Source organism: Bacillus nitroreducens (assembly GCF_964021195.1).
In genome coordinates, this window is the sequence record NZ_CAXHYI020000001.1 from 240,855 (window position 1) to 263,009 (window position 22,155).

Sequence of the window (22,155 nt, forward strand, 5' to 3'; positions counted from 1 at the left end):
ACTTATAAATCTACTTTTCCGCTTACTCAAAGTAATAATCCCTTTCTTAATTTAATAGGATTTCTTAAAACTCACAACTTAGAGGTGAACCTTACCTACCTTACTATAAGGTTCTAGATTATATAGAAAAACTCTCCGTAAGCGTAGGATTAATAACATAAACCACGACAACTTACAAAGAGTTTTTGTACTCCTTTGTTATCATAAACCGAAGCTATTTCACGAAAGATATTTATTTCTATACCCTCTTTTTTATCTTGGTCTTACGATATATTCATCAATAAGTCCATTCTTCAGTGTCGCACAACCAATACACTCTAGTTTAATCTCTCCAAGGTATACATCATATTCCATTGAATTTGTATTCAACTTGACAATTTCAGCACGAACTTTATTGTTCTCCCAGACAGCTTCAAAAGCTTTCTTTAAGGCTTCCCTTCCATCCACTACTAGATCTTCCACTTGAATGGTCCTTGCTCCACCATCATTAAAACGACAGTTCTCTGTAAACAAACTTGCAATTCCTTCAAAATCACTATTATTCATGTATGTAATATATTTCTCTAGTATCATACTACCCACTCCTTTAAATTATCGTGATGTTCCTAAAATCTATGAATAAAGGACTACGAGTAATATATTACTTAATACTAAAGTCACAAGTCAACAGAAAGTTTGTGAACATTTGAACAAATCCTATTAATTTTTTGGGGGAATAGTATGATCCTATCGGATACCGCAAAGGCTTATGTGGCAGATAAAAAATGGATCGGTTTTCAGAATAACTACTAATCAATTATTTTGGGAATATCAATATTAATCATATAACCAACTTACAACTAAAGAATTATTTAACTGAATCTAGCAGTAATCTAAAAAACCATCAAGTTTGTCTCCTCGTATTAGATTTATCGTGACCTATTTCGATGTCACACGAGGGTTCCTTCTTTTTATTTATCTCGTATACTTCAAAAACGATAAAGTTTAATAAATCCATTTTTGTATATACTAAATCTCCCTATGTCATACATATCCTTGTACACTAAACTGCTCCGTTCGTACAATTCGTTCAACAAAAAAGCATTAATCCGTCTTGGATTAACGCACCCATTACTTTAAGTATACTCTTTCACAATTAGCTATTACTTTTGAAAAATCCTAATTTTCATTTTCCATATAGTTAATCATATGAGGAAGAATCCATAAATGAATAACAGCTCTAAACAGTCGAATGATTACAATCATAAAAATATGAGCAAAAGAAAATAGGTAAACTTTACCTATATTTAACTCTACGGAGCGTTTGTTGATGCTAACCATATAAACCCCTAAGATGGTAATAGAGCAGGAGGAAAAAATGATGGATAATCGTAAAGTTGGAGAGTTAATTTATAATTTGCGGAAAGAAAAAGAGCTGACACAGAAACAATTAGCTGATCAAATGAACATTTCTGATCGAACGATTTCAAAATGGGAGCGTGGATATGGCTGTCCAGATGTCACGCTATTACCAAGTTTATCTACCCTATTGGGCGTAAATATAGAAAATATTTTAGATGGTGAATTATCGTTGAATGAATTTGTAGGAGGAAATATGAAAAAGTCAAATTATTTTGTCTGTCCGTCATGTAATAATGTTGTATTAGCCACTGGAGATATCACCCTATCTTGCTGTGGAAGAAAGCTAGAACGACTGGAAGCGAAGAAAGCAACAGACGAAGAAAAGCTATCAATTACAGAAATTGATAATGAATGGTTCATTTCAAGCGATCATCCTATGACAAAAGATCATTATATATCATTTATTGCTGTTGCTACTGGTGATCAAGTTCAAATTATTAAACAGTATCCTGAGTGGGGTTTACAAACACGTATCCCGAAACGTAAACACAGCAAACTGTTATGGTATGATACTCAATTTGGCTTATATTATCAGATTTTATCATAATTTTTTATATAAAAATCCACGAGTTATGACTTAAATGTTCATACTCAATGAACTTTCCCTCACTTCAAAATCTTGATTCCAAAAAGTGAGGGGTTCTTTTGAAATAAAACCTATCAGGAGTTATCTGAAATGAAAAAATCTTTAAATGAAACGATGGTCTTAGCAAAACCTATGATTGCATTCCTCATTCCTGTCATTTTTGCAAGTGTTTTGCAATCATTAGGTCAAGTGTTTGGAATAATTGTCGTTGGGCAAACGTACGGTAGTGGAAATATCTCAAAAATGAAGGAAGTTGTTGGAGTAACTTTGGCATTTACGATGATCATATCCATTGCTGTCGCCATAATTGGAGGGCTCTTTACAGAAGATATTTTAAAATGGATGGGAACACCTGAGAATATTCTGGTTGAAAGTACAGAATATTCACGTATTTTATTTGTTACATTACCTATTACTTTCTTATATATGTGCTATACAACCTTTATGAGAGGTGTTGGAGATTCAAAAACACCTTTTTATTTCTTATTGATTAGTATTTTCTTAAATATCACCTTGCTTCCAATTCTTATTTTCGGTTGGTTAGGTTTACCAGAATTTGGATTAAATGGTGCTGCTTACGCTTCTGTATTATCAAATTTCATTACATTTATGATTCTATTAGTATACTTACACGGAAAAAGTCATGTACTCAAATTAGATTCTATTATTTTGAAACATCTTCACTTGAAAGGCTCCGTATTGAAAACCTTGCTAAAATTAGCCATTCCTACAAGCATAAGTATGGTTTCAATCGCATTGTCAGAAATTGTAGTCATAACTTTTGTAAATGATTATGGATCCAATGCAACGGCTGCATACGGAATCGTGAATCAAATTGCAAGCTACGTTCAAATACCAGCGATGAGCATTTCAATTGCCATTTCAGTATTTGTTGCACAAGCCGTAGGTTCAGGGAATATCCTAAATATCAAACACATTACAAAAATAGCGATTACTCTTAATTATCTTCTGGGTGGTATTCTAATAATCATTCTTTACCTGATACCATCCCCTATTTTAGGGATCTTTTTAGACAATTCCGATACGATTAGTATAGCAAAAGGTCTTATTATTATCTCATTTTGGAGTTATTTGATTTTGGGTCACACTCAGGCAATCTCAGCAACAATGAGAGCAACAGGTACTGTTCTTTGGCCAACAATTTTTACGATTACAAGTATTTTGCTAATTGAAGTTCCAGCAGCATACTTCTTGTCACATTATACAACGCTTGGTATAAATGGAATATGGCTTGCATACCCAATTGCGTTCATAGTCAATTTCTTGGCTCAATCTATTTACTACCGATTTTTTTGGAAAAAGAAATCTTTTAAGGCACTAATTAATTAAAACCTACAAAAAAGGGGCTGTCCGATAAGTCCTAAAAAATAAGGCAAGGGAGAAAAACGACCGTTTTTCTCCCTTGCCTTTTCGTCTACTACACGGGCCTCGTGATGTTGTGGAATAAGAGATTCGATATCATAAATCATTTGAATTTGTCGATTATCGTAGGGTTTGAAAGTAGGGGCTAATTGTCTTGGATTAGGTACTTTTTGTCTTTCTTCATTTTGAACTTCTAGTTTCTCCTCTTCGAACTCTGGAAAAAGGGAAGTTTGCGTGTTATAATTTTCATTAGTAATCAATTGATTGCTCATAAAAAATCATCCTTTCTGGAATGTTGTGTGGTAACTTCATTTTACTAAAAAGGATGATTTTTTTGTGTGTTTTTTTAAAAGTTACGAGTCAATACTATTAAATTTTGTAACCTTGTTGATTGTAGCGGAAGGTACGAGACTCCTGCGGGAAAAGCGTGGCCAGTGGAGACCCCGCAGGACCTTGCGACGAGGAGGCTCCCGGACCGCCCGCGGAAAGCGAGTACCTGCAGCGGAAATCAACACCAGATTTTTTAGTAAACCCAAAAAACAAAAAATGAGGGCTGTCCTCAAATGTCATTTTTCAGTGACTTTTTGGACAGCCCCTTTTTCTACTCCTGCACTAAACTGCACCGTTACTTGAAGAAGAAATGCTGCAAACTAATGGGGTAATTCAGTACTTTACTTCTTGGATAAATAATATCTTGCGTTGGCAAAAAATATGGTTCCAAACAGGAACAACATCACTATTAACCAACTTGCAATAGCTGAATAATCACCTTTAAAAATAAATTCACTCGTTAACGTAACAAATACCATAATTGCCATAACAATATATAAACCTATTAAATGCTTCATTAGTCATATCACCATCCCTACTTCGACTTATTTTTCTCCCTCAGTTTACCAAATATTTGTTAAACTATGCTGCCCCTATAGTTGAAGAAGCTAAAACCTTTATATAAAGTAAATATAGGAATGTAAAAACAGCATATCCAGTTTAAGGAAGTGATAGTATGCTAAAGTTTGAAACTTTGATTAAGGATATTACCAACAACATAGATAATGAGTCTACTTTTTTATCAATAGATAATCCATTATCTGCTGATTTAGTGAATCAAATCTTAGAAGAAAATGACCATGATTATCTAGAAGGAGCAATCAGATTAAAATACAGCTCTGAAGTTATCCTTCACGAAAACATGGAAACAACAGATTTGTTATTTACATGGCAAACATTAGCTGAACCTATATTAACACCAGGAAATAAAGAGTATGAAATATCAATTTTAGATTCCTTATATGAAGTTAAGATCGTAACCAATCACTCTGGATTTACATTTTGTGTTAAAAATATATTTAGTAAAGACAATCAAATATCAAATACAATTCCTAAAGATGAGTATTCGAAAGCCATAATAGAGGGATTCTTAGCATTTGGAGAATTTATCGTCAATAACCAATTTTCTTTTTCGGAGGAAAGTTCCTATTGGTCTTTCGTTCAAGATTATAACTCTATAAAAAAAATTAAAGAATAACTTATTGTGCTATTTCCACGTAAATCAAACAGAAGAGAACAGTCTCTTCTGTTTTTGGGGGTCTCCGTAATAGCCCGTTCGCTTAAGTATATTTCTACACAATCTTTATTTTCTTGATACCAAAATAAAGTGCCTCTCCTCATACGAATAGCAATTAAATTATTTATTCTTTTTTATTTTCTTTTCCGCCTTCTTCTTGTTTTCACTGACTCTAAATTTTACGATTTTACTAACTAATTCATAAGGGATGTTTTTTCCAATAGGAAATTGCACTGCACCTTTCGAGGTCTTATATCCAGATAATTCCTGTTTAAATGTATTAATTCCGCTTGAAGTTGGATAAAACCCTATATGATTTTTATATGCAGCAAAATGCACCAAATTTCCATTTAACACAAAAGTAGGCATTCCATAACTTATTTTTTCCTCCGTATTTGGCGCGGATTCCTTTATAACCTGTCTTAATTTATTTAGGATTTCTTGAATCTCTTGAGGAAATTGTGCAATATATTCATCTATTGATTTCGGAATATTCCTGGATTGTTCCATCGTACTGCTCTTCTTCATAGAAGTCACCTCAGCATTAGCTTTTCTCAACAATAGCTTACTATTCAACAAACCTGCCAAACTCAAACAAAAAATGCGATAACCCTTCTTGGACCAACGCACCCGTTTGGTTAGTATGAAGGTGAGTAAATTCTATCTGTATCAGTGTCAATAACAAACTCAACTTTAACATCAACGGCATAAGGTAATGGTTCAAATTTGTGTAATCTAAGAAATATAGTAGGTAAGTCTTTTATATCATGTGTTAACTTTTTTGCTTGTAAATATTTTTGCTTTAGCTCTTGTTTGGAACATTTTTTACCTGTAAGTAGAACTTGATGACAATAACCGTCAATTTCAATAATCATCCTATCACGACTGGTCGCTAATCAGTCTTATAGCTTAGATTTTTATTTTATTGTACCAGTTAGTTAAAGCAGAAATAGAAATTTAGATTATTTTACTGCCTATTCAAACTAGTCTGGTCCGTTCATACAATAATTCCTCATCTGATTCTACCATATAATTCCTACTCAAAATTCTTATTTTTATATATTCTTTTCTCATTCAGCGTACTCTAAAAGGAAACGGCTTACTATTTTAGGAGATCCTTTTTATTTCTCTATTAACTTGCCCATTTCGCATGGTCTAGCTACTATATGAGTAAAGGGCGCATTAAAAGGAGTTCATGACTATGAAACGATTATTACTCAAAAAAATTCTTACAAAGTTTGGAGATACCATTAACGACACAGAATATACGATTTTACTCGATTTAATTGATCGAATGGATGAGTTACAAACATACAGTATTCGTGAAGCAGCCAAAAATAATTTTACGTCAACTTCAAGTATATCAAGACTATGTACGAAACTTGGTTTGAGTGGCTATAGTGAATTAAAGTTTTATCTAAAAAATCAATATGAATTCCTAAACGAGACACAAAATGAAGAGCATTCGTCAATGAAGCAAACAGCCTCCTATTTAATGGACTCCTTACAGGAAAACTATTCAAGAACGATTGAACAATTAAAAGAAGAGGAGCTTGAGAAGTTTATTAACCTGATGATTGACTCTTCTTTAATCGCCGTGTGCGGGTCAGGAATTTCAGAGATTGCGGCAACTTATTTTTCACAAAAGTTTCAAATCATCGGGAAAGATACCTGGTTAGTGGATTTAAGTGCTTCAGGTGGCATTTACATCAACAAACTTGCCAAAACTCAACTTATGGTTGTTTTTTCAAGATCAGGTGATTCTACCTACGTACTCTCTAAAGCAAGAATTGCAAAGCGTAATGGTATTCAAATTGCAGCGATTACAAGTGGGCTTAACAGTCCCTTAGCCGAGATTGCCGATGTCATTCTTCCTGTCTCTGGATCGCGCGAACCGTTTGATGTTTCGTTTAATATTACGTCATATAATTCGATTGTCATTCTCTTAATTGACCTACTTTTGCAATTTTATATGGAAACCGTTCCAGATGATTGGAGAAAGTAACCATTCAAAAAGGCAACACGTTGAGTGTTGCCCTGCGCATGGGTTAAATTGTCTTTGAGTATTTTGATTCTGTTCACTTATTCGTTAATTTTTGCAACTCATTAACGGTAACAAACGTATACCCCTCATCTTGGAGCCCTTGAATAACCCCTTCTATTTCTTTCAACACTTTGTCAATGTCCTCATACATCGGATGCATGAGAATGATTGATCCAGGAGTGATGTTCTCGATCACATAATGGATGCGATCCTCTGAATCACTGTAAAAGGTATCGGGTTCTAGATTCATGGTAATCGTTTCTTTCTTTACCTTGTTTAGATAATAAGGCAACCCGACAAGTTTTTTACTGTTTGGTGGCCTGAAATCAATTTCATCCTCGTAACCTGCGTCGCGAATTAGTTCATCCGTTTTTTCAATTTCTTCTTTGATAAAGGACGGTGATTTCAAGACCATACGTTGGTGGGAATACGTATGATTTCCGACCTGATGACCCGCTTCCACAATCTGCTTTGCTTGTTCAGGATGTTTCTCAATATCTTGTCCAATTAAAAAGAACGTGGTCTTTACATTATACTTCTCTAAAAGTGGTAGAATTTCATTCACATTCTGAGTTGGCCCATCATCAAAAGTTAAAGCGACTACCTTTTGATTGGTTTCTACTTGCTGTGTAAGTCCCCCATATAACTGGAAAGACCTTGAATTCATTAGCTTATATGCCCCAAATAATAAAAGGACAACTAGTAATATACTTAGAATAATCCATATGAGTTTTCGCTTCATCGTTTACTCCCTTTCAATAAAAAATAGAAAAAACTCTATTGTTCTCATTCCCCATGATGATACGGAAAGCGACTGGAAAAAGACAGATCCTATACAAAATATAACAATCGCAACGGGTTCTATGACACTCATGATTAACATTGGAGGTCAGACTAAAAAACAAAAAATCACGAGCGCCTTTTACATAAAATGAATGTATATTAAATGGCTTACTAAATAAAGCATGAGCCAATTTTTGCACCGATATCCCCTTCTCTACTTTTATCCGCGGAGCAAATAAAAATAGGTATGCTCAACCTACACAAAAGTAAACCTCTAAAATCACACCATAGGTTTCAGGTATAGGGCTCGGGAATTTTAAGTTAAAAGTATTTCTCTTTTCTTATATAAAAAGCAACATCACACATCAATTTTACTGTGGATTACCTTCGTTTTTTTAATAAAGTTGGTAGATATTTCTGTTAAAATATTGATGTATGTTCTTAACTACCTTTACAGATCGCATCAATGAAAATACATAACACTCTATTAAAGAATTCCTATTAACATCATTTGTATTTGAAATGAAAGATCCCTATGATCGTTTGGGTTTATCTAAATTCGGAGTGTAACGGATGGTGAACTCAGGATGAAACTACCTAATGGAGTAACAGGTTTTTATGATTCAATTGTCAATAAGCCTCCACAAGTAGACGGCAAGCAATTTAAACAATTATGTTTCGACTTTACCTCTCGTAATCGTGGAAAAGTAATTGATTTCATTACGCCACAATACCCAACAAATTTCTATTATGCTCAAGTTGAGATTTTACGTAATCGGTTATGTATACTGCTGAATGAACATTATCCTTACCTTGCTTTCGCTTCGAAAGTTGAATTTGGAAACATTACATTCATCGATAGACCTGTTTTTCATGAACATTTTTCTTCTTTCTACCAAGTATTAGGTACAGGTGAGCTTAATGCTCCTTTAAATCAGAACCTTATAAAGAAAACTGATTTAAATAATGCTGAGTTAGAACAAATTGCTTTTTGGAAGCCAGAAACGGTAGGGCAAATCATTTTTAACTATTGGGATTGAATAGGGAGCTCCATAATAAGAAGAATTTCCATTTCTTGTCTAAAAATCAACTTTAGAATTTAACAGAGACAAAAAATAAAAGAGGTATACCGAAATTGGTACACCTCTTAACTGTCTATGGTTATTATTACGCTTTACGTACGTTTGATGCTTGTGGACCACGTTGTCCTTGCTCAACATCAAAAGTTACACTTTGACCTTCGTCTAAAGATTTGAAACCTTCGCCTTGGATTGCTGAGAAGTGTACGAATACGTCGTCTCCACCTTCACGCTCGATGAATCCAAAACCTTTTTCTGCGTTAAACCATTTCACTTTACCTTGTTCCATTTTACATTTCCTCCTAGTGTGGACCTTCCACACAATGTTACTATCCTTGTTCAAATACCTTAGACGAAAAACAAAATACTTTTTAATCTGTTGAGAACAAAAATAATTCTTCTTTAGAATAACAGATAACCACATGAATAGCAAATTATATTTAAAAATAAATTATTTGAACAGATTGAAGTAGACAGGAGAGCGTTAAAAAACGCCCCCATTTAAAAGTGAAAATTGATTCTTAAGTCTATTGTTTATCTATGAAACAATGATACAAACTCTCCGTCTTGGTTAAAGATCCAGTTTGCAGAAAGCATTTGTTTCAGGGTGTTGACTTGATCTTCATTTAGTTGTAGGTTCGTGATTCCAGTTTCAGTCAGTTGATAATCTTTATCTTTCACTTTGCCAAATCGATATTTGATTAGATTTTGCATTCCTTGGAAAGTGACATATTTTACTTGATAGCCATCTTCCAGAACAGATTCAAGTACCTTACGATCTTGATCGGCAAATGTTAATAGTTCATTAAAATCAAAGTGCTTATGTAAATCCTTCCACTCTTCTACATTTCCTTGTTCAATTTTAGTTAGGATTTCTTGATTAGAAATTCCTTTATTGCGTAGGGTTTCGATCAAATAAGCATCCATTAAGGTAATTTTTTGTAGTTCCATTACAATTCCCCCGTCGTTCAACGATTTTTTTACTATCTTTTCTTTCATCTGCTTTTGATTATAGTGTAGGATGCGTTCACCATCAAACATAAAGGCTGTCCCTTCTTTTTTCACCACGAAACAAGCAGGAATCGTATCCCTGCTTGTGACTTCATCCAATCAATATCCAGAATCCTCTGAAGTAAGGTTATCGAGCATGGTATAATCGTATTGTTGTAATGGCTTTTCTGCTGGCCCCTCTAAAACCTCACCTGTATAGGAGAATCGTGAACCATGACATGGGCAGTCCCATGACTTTTCACCATTGTTCCAATGCACTTCACAACCTACATGTGTGCAAGTAGTGTCAACAATGTACACTTTCCCACTTTCATCCTTATAGGCACCTTTTCGATGTCCATTAATGGAAATGACTGCACCTTCTCCGTTAGGAATGTCATCTACACTTTTTTGTGGGTTATCCATTTTCCCTTGAAGTAAATGTTTCACCACTTTCGCGTTGTTCACAAAGAAATTTTTCAGAGAAGGATGTGCATAAAAGCGAGCTGGTGAATAGATCTCACGGAATGGATTTTTTCTTTTAAGAATGATATCCCTAAATAATAAGGCTGCAACTGTACTAGTTGTCATACCCCACTTGCGAAATCCCGTCGCAACTAAAATATTTGGCTCACCCGTCGTTAACTCTCCGATATAAGGAATTTTGTCCAATGTCTCCAGGTCCTGTGCCGACCAATGATATTTTACATCCTCGGCTTCAAAAACCTGTTCGCCAAATGTCAATAATGCATCATAATCTTCTTTTGTGTCGTTTCTTTCACCCGTTTGGTGGCCACCACCACCAATTAGGATGTACTCATCATCATTATTTGAAGCAGTTCGCAATGAACGAGTTGGTTTATCAACACTTAAATACATCCCGCCTGGGTAACTTTCTTTTGATTTGACGGCTACAATATACGAACGTAGTGCTTTCATTCTTGCGGAATAAAAACCTGTCCCTTCATAAAAAGGAAAATGAGAACATGCAAGAATGAAACCACCCGTCACCCGCTTCCCATTACGTGTGAGAACGGTTGGTTTTTCCCCTGTTTCTACATTAACAGCAACGGTATTTTCAAAGATTAGACCGCCTTTTTCCTTAACAATCTGAGCAAGTTGTGATAAATATTTGACTGGATGGAATTGTGCCTGATTTTTCATCACAAGGGCATTCTTCACTTCAATTTGAAACGGAATTTTGTCTATGAGTTCACCGTCGATTCTTAACTTTTTATAGGCTTTTGCCTCTTTTTCGAGCTTTTGGGCATATTGGTCTGTCGTTGCGTAAATAATTGCATCTTCCACTGTAAAATCACAGTCAATTCCATGCTCTTCAATTGTTTTTTGTATAAATTCGAGTGCTTCAGTATTCGCTTCATAGTATAGCCTTGCCGTATTAATACCAAAGTTTGTTAAGAATTCATCATAAATTAGGTCGTGCTGGGCAGTAATTTTAGCCGTTGTGTGACCAGTTGTACCATTCAGTATTTGATCGGCCTCTAAGACAGCCACTTGAAGCCCCTCATTTGCCAAAACATACGCAGAGGTTAGCCCCGTAATTCCACCACCCACAATCACAACATCTACCTCTATGTCCTCCTCTAATGGAGGAAATTCGGGAATGTCAACATTGACTCTCCATAATGGCTCAGGTGTTTCTGGAAACTTTTTCTCGTTTACCACAATAAACCCTCATTTCCTATATAAGTAAGTTTGTGATTAGGTTTTCCAGGATTTTAGGTATCATACATGGGTGGAAAAATGCTGGACGAAGGTGATGACTCTCTTCGCATTTTACCCTTGGCTTTTAGAATAACTTTACGGTTTTTGCTCTTTAACTAAATGGATCATCTTGATTATGTAATACTTTCTTAGAGGTTCCCCTACCTGCTTGGGACTTCATTCAACTTATGAAGGACTCTTTGACGAAGACTCCAAAACATTCCTCACTTCATCCAGCTTATAAACGACTCTTTCACTGCTACTCCAAACCGTTTGGGTCCTGATTCAACTTTTGAAGGACCTCGGGGATCAGCTCTACTCCGTTCATCATTTCTTCCCTCAAATAATCCAGGCATCCATGTTCTTGTCGTCTTTCTGAATGTTCATCAATAAGAGTGGAAAAACTAACTTGAATTTTGAAGGAGGTTTTCAAATGTCTACAAGCTTTTATCCGAAAAACAATGTAAAGCATTTTGCAAGAATTAAAGATCTTGCTCCAGAACAGTTACAAGCGTTTAATGAATTCGGTAAGGCGGCTATGAAAGAAGGAGCCTTATCCAGAAAAGAAAAGGAAATCATCGCTGTAGCTATCGCACATGTGACAGAATGTCCTTATTGCATTGATTCACACACAAAAGCTGCGAAAAAAGCAGGAGCTACATTAGAAGAATTAACCGAGGCCGTATTTGTAGTAGCTGCAATTGAAGCTGGCGGCGCAGTAACTCATAGTACACATGTACATAATGCAAATACCCAAGATGCTTCCGATACCCTGTATGCTCGATCGAATTTAAAACTTCTAGGTCAATTAGGCAAGTTTGCACCAGATGGTTTCAAAGCGTATGGTGCCTTTAGTGCAACCGCTACAAAAGAAGGAAAATTAACTAGTAAGTTTAAAGAAATCATTGCTGTAGCTGTTGCTAATGCGACTCAATGCCCGTATTGTATTGATGTCCATACAAAAAATGCTGTAAAACTTGGGACAACAAATGAGGAGCTTGCAGAAGCAATCATGGTAACCGCAGCACTTCGAGCAGGTGGTGCCTATGCACATATAGCAAATCTCATCCAAAGCTATGAAGAAGTAGAGTAGAAAACAGGAATTAAATATTGCCTTCTTTGTCTTCGGGTTTCAGGGTGTTCCACCTTACTAAGCCAGATAGGAGGGCAATTTCTTTTCCTGCTTCCCCTCATCAATTCCGTACGTGAGGTTTTCCCTCATACGGCTTTCCGATGTTCTTCTTTCTTTGGCTTTACGTACTTTCCTTACTTTGCCAATTTCACAAGTGTATGTTGAGTCATTTTATTAACTTGACCAATCCCACTATGTTTATTGCGTTTATTTCTCTTCTTATTCCAAAACAGCGTTAACCTTTCGATTACATACCAATCAATTCTGTTGAGCCATTTCTTGGCGATTGGTGAGATGAGATAGTAATTCTTGAATCCCTGGAGCTTCCTATTCAGTCCCTTTATCAATTCAAGCATATCTAGGAAAAGCTTATTCCTTTTCCCGGTATATTCTTTAATTTTATATCTCATATTCTTCATTGCTTTCTTTGTCGGAATATGTGACATGGCATAGATTTTAGAGCCTCCCCTGTTCATTACAGGAAACTTTCTATGATGTAATCCCAGAAAGTCAAAACCATCTGAGTCACCCCATATATTGACCAATCTAGATTTCTCAGCACTTAGTGTAAGGTCAAGTTTGTACATAATACCTTTTATTACTTCTATGGTTTCAAGTGCTTGTTTCTTGGTTTTACACATTACCACGTAATCATCTGCATAGCGAATCAACTCTCCTAAATGAGAGAATTTCTTTATCCAAATGGAATCCAACACATTTAAATAGATGTTCGATAATAACGGCGAAATGACCCCACCTTGCGGCACGCCTGTGACGGAGTCACGGAAATGGCCATCTTCCATGATTCCAGCTTTAAGCCATCTGCGGATAAGACTTAAAACCCTTTTGTCACTAATTCTCATTTGAATAAGGTTCATGAGTTTATCTTGATTGATATTATCAAAATAACCTTTTATATCAACATCTACTACCCAATAGGATTTCTTGCTTGTCTTTCTTATCTTCGCTATTGCCTTGTGGGCACTTCTTTTTGGTCTAAAACCAAACGAGCATTCTTGGAAGTCCGCTTCGAAAATAGGTTCAATAACCATTTTCATTGCCATTTGTGCTATTCTATCTTTGATTGTTGGGATACCTAGCGGTCTTTGTTTCCCATCACTTTTAGGGATATATGTTCTTCTAACAGGTTTCGGTCGAAATCTTTTCTCTTTGAGTTCTAGATAAAGTTCATTCATAAACTTACTTTCACCGTATTCTAGGACAATCTTTTCAATCATTTGTCCATCAATTCCGCCACTTCCCTTTTTACTCTTAACTCTACGCCATGCCTCTGCAAGTATGTCTGGTCGATATACTTTGTCATATAACGCATGAAATCGCCGTGTAGGATTTTCCTTGGCACAAAGATATAAAGTTTTCCAGAGTTCTCGAGCTTTTACATCGGTGTAGTTAGCTAGTTTTCCAGCATTCACTACTCTTACCTCCTTTAAACTTGTGAACAAAGTAGGGTATTGGCTTATGCCGTCCTTCCCTAGACAACGTTATGTTGTCGTTGTCATCATTGGTACTATGACCCCCTCCGACTCCCTCTCATCCATCCACCATTTTGTTTGCACTTATAGGTTTCTGCTTTACTTTCGTAAGAAAGTGACGAGGAGGGTATCCCCAGTTCCGTTAACTACTTTACTAACATGTCGTTCCCCTTACCCCGAGAGATTCTTCGGTGCTGTATTTCCAAGTTCTCCACACCTTCCATGGTCTTCGCCTATTTTCACCAGTCTCGACTTCTCTTTGTCCTTATTTAAAGGTCTCTTTTTACGAGGCGGCAGGATTCACTTCATGTTACAACCTGTTAGCTTGCTCGCACTCTCTACGAGAGTTACTTTGTCACAGGGCTTCAACCTTAGGATTTCTCCACCAGTTGCCTGTCAGCTACTGAGCGTCTTGGCACTTACTCAGGTTGGACTCCCACCAACTAGCAATTAACGGCTTGCTGGGCACGCTAAAAAAAGTAAAAGACCTCCAACTCCGTTGGGGTCTTCAGGCTGTCGAGAAAGTCTCGACAGCCTTTATTCTTTTGATACACTTTACTAATTCACCGCATTAATATGTTATAATATAGTTAATAAATTAGGGTTGGTGATATTGTGTTAAATACTAGGGAAAATACACAAAATGAAATTGAATTTGTATCAATTGACGAGCTTGTTCCAGATAACCATCTGTTACGAAAAATAGATAAATACATAGATTTTTCTTTTATAATTGAGAGAGTAAAACCTTACTACTCTGAAGATAATGGTCGACCTTCGATCGACCCTCTTGTTCTTTTTAAAATGATGTTTATTGGATATTTTTATGGTATCCGTTCCGAAAGACAACTTGAACAAGAGATAAAACTTAATGTCGCATATCGTTGGTTTTTAGGTCTCAGATTTAAAGATCCTGTACCACATCATTCCACAATAAGCTGGAATCGCCATAAGCGTTTTAAAGATACAGACATCTTCCAAGAAATCTTTGATGAAATTGTTCTTCTTGCAATGAATCACAAAATGGTTGGCGGAAGAGTCTTATTTACGGACTCCACTCATCTCAAAGCTAATGCGAATAAACATAAATTTACAAGGGAAGAAGTTGAAGTAGAAACTCGTGAATATTTAAATGAGTTAAATAAGGCAATTGAAGAAGATCGTGCTGAACATGGAAAAAAGCCTTTAAAGGAAAAGGAGGAGGTGAAAGAAACAAAAGAGATTAGAGTAAGTACCACAGATCCAGAAAGTGGGTTTATGTCGCGAGACAATAAGCAAGAGATGTTCTGTTATTTAGACCATCGGACAACAGATTTGAAGTTTAACATTATAACTGATGCATTCGTAACTCCAGGTAATGTCCATGATTCAATACCATATCTTAGCCGTTTAGATCGTCAAATCTTACGATTTAACTTTAATGTGGAAGCTGTTGCTCTTGACTCTGGATACTTAACTAATCCGATTTGCAAAGGATTATCAGATCGTAAGATCTTTGGAGTTATTGCCCATAGAAGGTATCAACCAACAAAAGGACTCTTTCCAAAATGGAAGTTTAAATATAATAAAGAAAATGACATTTATGTTTGTCCAAATAGCGAGGAACTAACATATCGTTCAACTACAAGAGAAGGTTACCGAGAGTACAAGTCAGATCCCAAGAAATGTTCAACCTGCCCTCTTCTTGAACAATGCACTAGATCCCAGAATAAGCAAAAAGTTGTTACTCGTCATGTTTGGGAAGATCATAAAGATAAGGTGAGGCTAAATCGCCTCTCTCCAGAAGGGAAAATTCTTTATAAGTTTAGAAAAGAAACCGTAGAGCGAAGCTTCGCAGACTCAAAAGAGCTGCATGGGCTTCGCTACTGTAGGTTACGGGGAATTAAAAATGCTAGTGAGCAGGTATTACTTACAGCAGCCTGCCAGAACATGAAAAAGATTGCCAACCACCTAGCCAAGCAAGGCTAGATGGTTGGGAGTGATATTTTCAAGATTTTTGATAAAGAATAATGTCAACTTACAACTACAAAAACCACCGAAAACAAAAAGTGTAGAGAAAAAATACCCCTTTCTCTACACTCTGAAGACCTCCAACTCCGTTGGGGTCTTCATTATTTTATAAAGGAATTAATTAATCAATGAACTAGTAAAGGTTCTAATAACATAGTTATATACGTTTTTTAATTCGTTAATCTATCTCATATATCCTGAAGTCCGTTCTATCTTCTTCGATATTTCTTCATTTATCGTGAATTTCTTAACGTCAATTGTGTGATTCAAACCTAAAATGAAAGGGTAGATATATATCCTATTACCTCTTCCTCGAAACACACACCCACAGGACAGGTGATCATCTTTCAGACCCTAAAATTATCCTGTTTGCCACTGAAGCTTTCAATGGTCACGTAAAAAAACACCCATTCAAATTGAACAGGTGCTACTGTTTCACTTTTATCTATATAAAATGGTCTATCACAAAATACACACCCAAACAGAGAAATGATCCTGTTAAAAATGGGCTTATTTTCAAAATTATTCTTTCATGCTTCGCTCTGTAGCTTCCGAGAAATGTATTAAAAACAGCTAACTCTGAGTTTTTTCTAAAAATATCCCCTGAGGATCCCGTTAGGAATGCGACTATGATAAAGAAACAAGAGCCGAAAAACAAGGTCGTTACCAAATTTGCATCAAAATATAGGGAAATTCCAAAAAGAACTGCCACCTCAACGACAGTTATAAGGAGCGCAAATGTGATGTATCGTACCATTGTTCATCCCCCCTTCCTCAAACTGCTGACACTATAAAATACGTTTATAGAGCGAGAAAGTTTCGGAATACTCCATATATACTATTCTTTTATTTACCGTTTTAGTCCTAACACGAAAAAGGCTTGACCCATATCGAACGGTCAGCCTTTGATTTTGTTTATCCATGTTACCTAGGTTTATGGTTACACCCAATTTGCTTATTGTAATTTTCCTCTACATAAGATCGGAACTTCATCCACCACTTCATCACCAGAAACGAGATATGCTACGTCATATAGGTTGCAGACTGGACAGATGTGGTTGGGAATGATTTCTACTTTATCCCCGATTGACACATTATTTCGAAACGTTTCATTATAAATAATTGCGTGCTCATCATAGACTTGGTCGACCACGACACCACCGGTATTTTTAATATATCCTAAGCCCTTTGTTGCGCAGATTCCTTGGCTGCGTGATTGCATCGTAAGTCCTTTGGCACCGACATCGGTAATCACACGTTCAGACGTTGGTTTACTGATAACTGTTGTTAACACAGTAGCCGCACAGCGGTCATACGTCCCAATCGCATTACCTTGTGCTACATCCATTAAAATATATGTGCCAATACGTAATTCAGTCACACCTTCCATCACTCCGAAGTCATGCATTAATGGTGGTGTTGAACCAATACTTACTGTTTCTAGTTTGCAGCCCAAGTCCTCTGCAAGTTTTGCAAAATGGAGAGTACGAGCTTGAGCAGCATTATAAAGCTCACGGCACTCTTCAAGGTCTTTCGCTTTATACGTATGACCATCATGTGAGAAAATCCCTTTCAGATTCACATGAGAACATTCCATAATGTATTTTACTAGATTGATATAATCCACTTCTTCAATCACACCAGAGCGATTTTCACCAACTTCAATTTCAATCAATACTTGAGCTGGTTTTTGACTTTCGCTAAACACCTTCTCGATCATCTGGATTTGTTCAATATTATCGACACCAAAAGAAATATCGATTGTTTCCGCTAACTTTTTAATGCGGTTTAATTTATCTTCTCCGACAATCTCATTCGCTATAAAAATATCAGTTAGACCATTCTCGGCCATGACTTCAGCTTCGCCAACCTTTGCAACTGTAATTCCTTTTGTTCCAGCTTCTTCTTGCAATTTCGCTAGTTTAGGAGATTTATGTGTTTTTGTATGTGGGCGAAGTGCTACATTATATTTATCCGCAATTCCTTGCATAAATGTAATATTATCCATCATGATTTCTCTGTTAATCAGTAAGCTTGGTGTAGGTACATCTTTGATTTTCATTTTTTTCTCCTCCCAGAAAATAGAATTCTTAATTACTTTTAATGCCCGCGCCACATAGAGGCATCATCACTTGTTGTTCTCTTAATTCAGGGTATTTTTCAACAAACTGCAAATAACCAGCATAATTGGCCCCTGATGTAATTTCTACATATATCCCTTTAGATGAAAGTTCATTTCGAGCATCAAGAATGCCTTCCTCGGTAACGCTCACAATGTCTCCTCCAGTAGCCCGAATCGCTTCTAAGATTTCCGCTCCCCTTGCTGGAGCTCCAATTGCAATACCTTCAGCTAAAGTCCCTTTATTTTCAACAGGTTCTACCGTTATTTTTCCCTCTTCAAATGCTTTTACAATCGGGGCACATGCACCAGCTTGAACAGCAAGGATTTTCGGCATTTTTTGAATCTGCCCACTGCTTAATAATTCTTTGAAAGCAATATATGCTCCCATTAACAAGGTCCCGTTCCCGACTGGAATAATAAAGGCGTCAGGCATTTGACCATCTAATTGCTCATATACTTCATATACATATGTCTTTGTTCCTTCCCAGAACAATGGATTATATATATGGCTCGCATAAAACGAATTCGTTTCTTCTACCATGGAGATAGCTGCCTCTGCCGTAGCTTCTCGATTTCCTGGAATCTTATGAACGGTTGCCCCGTGTGCTTCAATCTGTTTTAGTTTCTTTTCAGATGTTGATTCAGGTACAAAAATATCACATTGTATACCAGCTCTTGCACCATATGCAGCAATTGCTGTTCCCGCATTACCACTACTATCGGCAATCACTCGATCCACACCTAGCTTTTTTGCCATCGCAATCAAAACGACGGCCCCTCTGTCTTTAAATGATAGAGTAGGCATATAATATTCTGCTTTTGCCATGAGATTATCCGAAATTCTTATTACTGGTGTGTTTCCTTCACCTAACGTAATGTCGCGCCATACATCCTCTTTTTCAAACGGTAATGCATCAACATATTTCCATAGAGACCATTCGCGTGAACCCGATGTTTCGTTAAAATCCACTGGTTTTGTTTCATACTCCAAGCGGAGTAGTCCCCCACAATCACATTTCCATTTATGACTTTCGAGTGGGTACGCTTTCTTACAATCAGAGCAAATATAGTTCATATTAATCTTCCTTTTCATGATCCATCACTGCTATTGCATCCAGTTCTATTGTAAATCCATAGTGTAATTGATTCGTAGGGACAATGGCTCTTGCTGGCTTATGCTCACCAAAATAGTGGCTATAGATTTCATTAACGGTATCCCATAATTCAATATCAGATATATAAATCGTCACTTTCATGACATCTTCTTTTTTAGCGCCAGCAGTTTCTAGGATTGTCGTTAGATTTTCTAGCACTTGATTTGTTTGTTCTGTAATACTTCCCTGAACACGTTCACCTGTAAAAGGGTTCACAGGAAGTTGACCAGAGATAAAAAGTAAATTTCCTTTTTGAACGGCTGGAGAATAATGCCCAGGATTCGGTTTTGCACCTTTTATTGAAATAACTTTCATTTTATTTCCTCCTCCAATAATAATTTATATAAATGATATAAAAATTTATATATCGAAAGTAATTTAATAGGATAGAATATTCTATCCTTTGTTTTTCCCCTTTATTTCATCGATATAGCTATAAACTGTTACTTTTGAGATATTCAGTTTTTCCGCTACTCGATCAATGGTTCCTCGAATCAGAAACAGTCCTTTTTGTTCCATGAACCGTATCATGTTCACTTTTTCGTCTCGTCTTAATGATTCCACTGGTTTCGTACCAATAATTTTATCAATTAAATCATTTGCAATTTCAAAAATATGCTCCATCTCTTCTGAAGGGGTAGACTGTTGTGGAGCCTCTACTGGACTCTCTGGAATCAATTGATTCAACCATTGAATTTGTTCGGTTATCTTAGTCGTATCCACATTTATACAGAGTGCACCAATCACCTTTTTTTCTTGATTACGAATTAATAAGGTAGATGATTTAATTAATCTTCCGTCATCTGTATGAAAGTAATAATTCGCGGAATAATCATTTGTAAAATTTTGTGACAGCAAGACATTTGTAATTAAATGATCAAAACTTTGCCCTACCTGTCTCCCAGTTACATGATTGTGAATTGTGTACACAACAGAGTTCTGTGGAACCGTTAAATCATGTAAGACAACCTCGCAGTCTTTCCCAAAGGTTTTCGCAATCATTTCTGCTATCGGAACATACTGTTGCAAAATGTGATTCATAAACAAAATCCTCTCTAACCCATCTCGATTTCACTTCTAGTTTATATAATTTTTTCTATAAATTCAATAATAAGTTATAAATATTAAAATTTTATATTTTTTTAGTATATTTACTCTTATTAATAAATGATGTATAAATATATGTAAGGGTTTTCTTCATGTAGGTAATTTGTACTTCACTAAAACTTGATCTATTCTTATTTCCAAAATTCGACTTAGCTGAAGGGAGTGAATGTACTCGTTTGAATGAAGGGGATCTATTACAACTACGAATGACTACTTGAACAGAGACACGCACTTTATTTTAAGGTGTCAAATTTAGCTTTACTGTTTCTCAAAACGGGATGGGAAACACTAATTATTAAAACATAGGGGGGAAAAACATGAAAAAGATTGGTTTACTGACACAAATTTTTATTGCCTTTATTATTGCTATTATCGCAGGGGTTATTGTCGGACCAAGTATTGAAGTCGTGAGACCATTAGGGGATTTATTCTTAAATCTTATTAAATTTATCATTGTTCCACTCGTACTATCGTCCTTAGTAGTGGGTGTTTCAGGTACAGGCGACATTAAGAAGATAGGCCGTATGGGTGGTATTACGATTTTCTATTATTTAGCTACAACGGCTATTGCTATTACCATTGGTTTGGGCCTTGCCAATATCTTTGGACCTGGAAAGGGACTCGATATTCCAGCCGCTACCGACACGGCTGAACCAGCAGAGGCTCCTGGAGTCGTGGATACTTTATTAAATATTATTCCAACAAACCCACTTGCTTCCTTAGTCGAAGGGAATATGCTTCAAATTATTTTCTTTGCGATTTTCTTAGGCCTAGGAATTACAATGGTTGGCGAACGCGCAAAGCCTGTCTATAATTTCTTTGACGGTCTTGCAGAAATCATGTACAAAATCACAGGTATCGTCATGAAGGTCGCACCAATTGGGGTATTTGGCTTGATTGCACCGACTGTTGGTCAATACGGGGCATCAGTCCTTCTACCATTAATTAAAGTTATTTTAGTTGTTTATCTTGGTTGTATTCTTCATGCAGCTGTAACGTATGGGATTTCTGTTAAATTATTTGCAAAAATGAACCCAATTAAATTCTTTAAAGGGATTGCACCTGCTAGTTTAGTAGCTTTCAGTACAACTAGTAGTTCAGGAACACTTCCTGTTTCAATCAAAAACACGGAAGAAAACCTCGGGGTTTCAAGAAAAGTAAGCAGCTTTGTCCTTCCATTAGGAGCAACCATTAATATGGACGGAACTGCATTATATCAAGGTGTGTGTGTCATCTTCATCGCTCAATTTTTCGGGATTGACCTAACCTTTGCACAACAATTATCGATTATACTAATGGCAACTCTCGCATCAATTGGTACAGCAGGTGTTCCTGGAGCAGGCTTAATCATGCTTACAATGGTTGTGACTGCCGTAGAACTACCAGTAGCTGGGATTGCATTAATCGCTGGAATCGACCGTATTCTTGATATGATCAGAACATCTGTAAACGTCACTGGTGATGCTTCAGCTGCAGTTATTGTAAATGCAGTGGAAGAAAAGCGTGAACTAAAAGCCTCAAGCGGAGTTAGCATGTAATCGCACGATCAGTCACTAACGAAAAAGATCGTTAGAATTTG

General features: G+C 36.3%; 22 protein-coding genes. 8 read left to right on the forward strand and 14 right to left on the reverse strand.

The genetic code is table 11. The features are described from left to right. Positions 1-252 precede the first annotated feature (252 nt). Positions 253-573, reverse strand: coding sequence for a nuclear transport factor 2 family protein (locus ACWPVE_RS01260; RefSeq protein WP_453990125.1), 321 nt, complete (start codon positions 571-573; stop codon positions 253-255). 787 nt (positions 574-1,360) lie between these two features. Between ACWPVE_RS01260 and ACWPVE_RS01265 the strand changes: the two genes are divergently transcribed. After that, positions 1,361-1,948: a helix-turn-helix domain-containing protein gene (locus ACWPVE_RS01265; RefSeq protein WP_453990126.1), complete on the forward strand. Its 588-nt coding sequence runs from the start codon at positions 1,361-1,363 to the stop codon at positions 1,946-1,948. Positions 1,949-2,077: 129 nt separating this feature from the next. Continuing rightward, a complete protein-coding gene (locus tag ACWPVE_RS01270; protein ID WP_453990128.1) occupies positions 2,078-3,337 on the forward strand; it encodes an MATE family efflux transporter in 1,260 nt (419 codons plus the stop codon). Here the strand turns inward: ACWPVE_RS01270 and ACWPVE_RS01275 are convergent. Next, positions 3,334-3,642: a hypothetical protein gene (locus ACWPVE_RS01275; RefSeq protein ID WP_453990130.1), complete on the reverse strand. Its 309-nt coding sequence runs from the start codon at positions 3,640-3,642 to the stop codon at positions 3,334-3,336. The two genes, ACWPVE_RS01270 and ACWPVE_RS01275, sit on opposite strands and share 4 nt — an antisense overlap. 399 nt (positions 3,643-4,041) lie before the next feature. Then, positions 4,042-4,218 (reverse strand): hypothetical protein, encoded by a 177-nt coding sequence (locus ACWPVE_RS01280; protein WP_453990132.1) that lies wholly within the window; start codon positions 4,216-4,218, stop codon positions 4,042-4,044. Between the two features lie 158 nt (positions 4,219-4,376). On the opposite strand from ACWPVE_RS01280, the gene ACWPVE_RS01285 reads away from it, so the two are divergent. Beyond that, positions 4,377-4,898: a hypothetical protein gene (locus tag ACWPVE_RS01285; RefSeq protein WP_453990134.1), complete on the forward strand. Its 522-nt coding sequence runs from the start codon at positions 4,377-4,379 to the stop codon at positions 4,896-4,898. Positions 4,899-5,057: 159 nt separating this feature from the next. On the opposite strand, the gene ACWPVE_RS01290 is transcribed toward ACWPVE_RS01285, so the two are convergent. Beyond that, positions 5,058-5,465 (reverse strand): iron chaperone, encoded by a 408-nt coding sequence (locus tag ACWPVE_RS01290; RefSeq protein ID WP_453990136.1) that lies wholly within the window; start codon positions 5,463-5,465, stop codon positions 5,058-5,060. Between the two features lie 673 nt (positions 5,466-6,138). Between ACWPVE_RS01290 and ACWPVE_RS01295 the strand changes: the two genes are divergently transcribed. Continuing rightward, a complete protein-coding gene (locus tag ACWPVE_RS01295) occupies positions 6,139-6,942 on the forward strand; it encodes a MurR/RpiR family transcriptional regulator (protein ID WP_453990137.1) in 804 nt (267 codons plus the stop codon). A 73-nt stretch (positions 6,943-7,015) separates the two neighbouring features. Here the strand turns inward: ACWPVE_RS01295 and ACWPVE_RS01300 are convergent, their stop codons facing one another. Next, the gene (locus ACWPVE_RS01300; protein ID WP_453990139.1) at positions 7,016-7,723 is read right to left on the reverse strand and encodes a polysaccharide deacetylase family protein; all 708 of its coding nucleotides are present in this window, start codon (positions 7,721-7,723) and stop codon (positions 7,016-7,018) included. Positions 7,724-8,351: 628 nt separating this feature from the next. Between ACWPVE_RS01300 and ACWPVE_RS01305 the strand changes: the two genes are divergently transcribed. Continuing rightward, positions 8,352-8,804 (forward strand): hypothetical protein, encoded by a 453-nt coding sequence (locus tag ACWPVE_RS01305; protein WP_453990140.1) that lies wholly within the window; start codon positions 8,352-8,354, stop codon positions 8,802-8,804. A gap of 127 nt (positions 8,805-8,931) precedes the next feature. On the opposite strand, the gene ACWPVE_RS01310 is transcribed toward ACWPVE_RS01305, so the two are convergent. The 3 genes from ACWPVE_RS01310 to ACWPVE_RS01320 form a co-directional block, all read right to left on the reverse strand. Beyond that, a complete protein-coding gene (locus ACWPVE_RS01310) occupies positions 8,932-9,132 on the reverse strand; it encodes a cold-shock protein (RefSeq protein ID WP_077617474.1) in 201 nt (66 codons plus the stop codon). 245 nt (positions 9,133-9,377) lie between these two features. Beyond that, entirely contained in the window at positions 9,378-9,953 is a 576-nt protein-coding gene (locus ACWPVE_RS01315) for a hypothetical protein (RefSeq protein ID WP_453990142.1), read from the reverse strand. Then, entirely contained in the window at positions 9,954-11,519 is a 1,566-nt protein-coding gene (locus ACWPVE_RS01320; RefSeq protein WP_453990144.1) for an FAD-dependent oxidoreductase, read from the reverse strand. 472 nt (positions 11,520-11,991) lie between these two features. Here ACWPVE_RS01320 and ACWPVE_RS01325 point away from each other — a divergent pair, with 472 nt between their 5' ends. Further along, the gene (locus tag ACWPVE_RS01325) at positions 11,992-12,651 is read left to right on the forward strand and encodes a carboxymuconolactone decarboxylase family protein (RefSeq protein ID WP_453990146.1); all 660 of its coding nucleotides are present in this window, start codon (positions 11,992-11,994) and stop codon (positions 12,649-12,651) included. 173 nt (positions 12,652-12,824) lie between these two features. Here the strand turns inward: ACWPVE_RS01325 and ltrA are convergent, their stop codons facing one another. Next, positions 12,825-14,123, reverse strand: a complete 1,299-nt coding sequence (gene ltrA, locus ACWPVE_RS01330; RefSeq protein ID WP_453990147.1) for a group II intron reverse transcriptase/maturase — start codon at positions 14,121-14,123, stop codon at positions 12,825-12,827. Positions 14,124-14,798: 675 nt separating this feature from the next. Here ltrA and ACWPVE_RS01335 point away from each other — a divergent pair. After that, positions 14,799-16,151 (forward strand): IS1182 family transposase, encoded by a 1,353-nt coding sequence (locus ACWPVE_RS01335; RefSeq protein ID WP_453990053.1) that lies wholly within the window; start codon positions 14,799-14,801, stop codon positions 16,149-16,151. A 487-nt stretch (positions 16,152-16,638) separates the two neighbouring features. On the opposite strand, the gene ACWPVE_RS01340 is transcribed toward ACWPVE_RS01335, so the two are convergent. The 5 genes from ACWPVE_RS01340 to ACWPVE_RS01360 all read right to left on the reverse strand — a co-directional run bounded on the left by ACWPVE_RS01340 (position 16,639) and on the right by ACWPVE_RS01360 (position 20,510). Next, the gene (locus tag ACWPVE_RS01340) at positions 16,639-16,950 is read right to left on the reverse strand and encodes a hypothetical protein (protein WP_453990149.1); all 312 of its coding nucleotides are present in this window, start codon (positions 16,948-16,950) and stop codon (positions 16,639-16,641) included. Positions 16,951-17,148: 198 nt separating this feature from the next. Further along, positions 17,149-18,255 (reverse strand): alanine racemase, encoded by a 1,107-nt coding sequence (locus ACWPVE_RS01345; protein ID WP_453990151.1) that lies wholly within the window; start codon positions 18,253-18,255, stop codon positions 17,149-17,151. 28 nt (positions 18,256-18,283) lie between these two features. Beyond that, entirely contained in the window at positions 18,284-19,408 is a 1,125-nt protein-coding gene (locus ACWPVE_RS01350; protein WP_453990153.1) for a threonine synthase, read from the reverse strand. Further along, positions 19,392-19,784 (reverse strand): RidA family protein, encoded by a 393-nt coding sequence (locus tag ACWPVE_RS01355; RefSeq protein WP_453990155.1) that lies wholly within the window; start codon positions 19,782-19,784, stop codon positions 19,392-19,394. Before ACWPVE_RS01355 ends, ACWPVE_RS01350 begins: the two co-directional genes overlap by 17 nt. Positions 19,785-19,865: 81 nt before the next feature. Continuing rightward, on the reverse strand, positions 19,866-20,510 hold the full coding sequence (locus tag ACWPVE_RS01360; protein ID WP_453990157.1) for a helix-turn-helix transcriptional regulator: 645 nt from the start codon (positions 20,508-20,510) through the stop codon (positions 19,866-19,868). A gap of 383 nt (positions 20,511-20,893) precedes the next feature. Between ACWPVE_RS01360 and ACWPVE_RS01365 the strand changes: the two genes are divergently transcribed. Beyond that, positions 20,894-22,114 (forward strand): dicarboxylate/amino acid:cation symporter, encoded by a 1,221-nt coding sequence (locus tag ACWPVE_RS01365; protein WP_453990159.1) that lies wholly within the window; start codon positions 20,894-20,896, stop codon positions 22,112-22,114. The last annotated feature ends 41 nt before the right edge of the window (positions 22,115-22,155 follow it).

Bases quoted from the DNA above. Each gene is read 5' to 3' on its own strand.
- ACWPVE_RS01260 (WP_453990125.1), bottom strand. From the start codon at position 573: ATGATACTAGAGAAATATATTACATACATGAATAATAGTGATTTTGAA.
- ACWPVE_RS01265 (WP_453990126.1), top strand. From the start codon at position 1,361: ATGGATAATCGTAAAGTTGGAGAGTTAATTTATAATTTGCGGAAAGAA.
- ACWPVE_RS01270 (WP_453990128.1), top strand. From the start codon at position 2,078: ATGAAAAAATCTTTAAATGAAACGATGGTCTTAGCAAAACCTATGATT.
- ACWPVE_RS01275 (WP_453990130.1), bottom strand. From the start codon at position 3,642: ATGAGCAATCAATTGATTACTAATGAAAATTATAACACGCAAACTTCC.
- ACWPVE_RS01280 (WP_453990132.1), bottom strand. From the start codon at position 4,218: ATGAAGCATTTAATAGGTTTATATATTGTTATGGCAATTATGGTATTT.
- ACWPVE_RS01285 (WP_453990134.1), top strand. From the start codon at position 4,377: ATGCTAAAGTTTGAAACTTTGATTAAGGATATTACCAACAACATAGAT.
- ACWPVE_RS01290 (WP_453990136.1), bottom strand. From the start codon at position 5,465: ATGAAGAAGAGCAGTACGATGGAACAATCCAGGAATATTCCGAAATCA.
- ACWPVE_RS01295 (WP_453990137.1), top strand. From the start codon at position 6,139: ATGAAACGATTATTACTCAAAAAAATTCTTACAAAGTTTGGAGATACC.
- ACWPVE_RS01300 (WP_453990139.1), bottom strand. From the start codon at position 7,723: ATGAAGCGAAAACTCATATGGATTATTCTAAGTATATTACTAGTTGTC.
- ACWPVE_RS01305 (WP_453990140.1), top strand. From the start codon at position 8,352: ATGAAACTACCTAATGGAGTAACAGGTTTTTATGATTCAATTGTCAAT.
- ACWPVE_RS01310 (WP_077617474.1), bottom strand. From the start codon at position 9,132: ATGGAACAAGGTAAAGTGAAATGGTTTAACGCAGAAAAAGGTTTTGGA.
- ACWPVE_RS01325 (WP_453990146.1), top strand. From the start codon at position 11,992: ATGTCTACAAGCTTTTATCCGAAAAACAATGTAAAGCATTTTGCAAGA.
- ACWPVE_RS01340 (WP_453990149.1), bottom strand. From the start codon at position 16,950: ATGGTACGATACATCACATTTGCGCTCCTTATAACTGTCGTTGAGGTG.
- ACWPVE_RS01345 (WP_453990151.1), bottom strand. From the start codon at position 18,255: ATGAAAATCAAAGATGTACCTACACCAAGCTTACTGATTAACAGAGAA.
- ACWPVE_RS01350 (WP_453990153.1), bottom strand. From the start codon at position 19,408: ATGAAAAGGAAGATTAATATGAACTATATTTGCTCTGATTGTAAGAAA.
- ACWPVE_RS01355 (WP_453990155.1), bottom strand. From the start codon at position 19,784: ATGAAAGTTATTTCAATAAAAGGTGCAAAACCGAATCCTGGGCATTAT.
- ACWPVE_RS01360 (WP_453990157.1), bottom strand. From the start codon at position 20,510: ATGAATCACATTTTGCAACAGTATGTTCCGATAGCAGAAATGATTGCG.
- ACWPVE_RS01365 (WP_453990159.1), top strand. From the start codon at position 20,894: ATGAAAAAGATTGGTTTACTGACACAAATTTTTATTGCCTTTATTATT.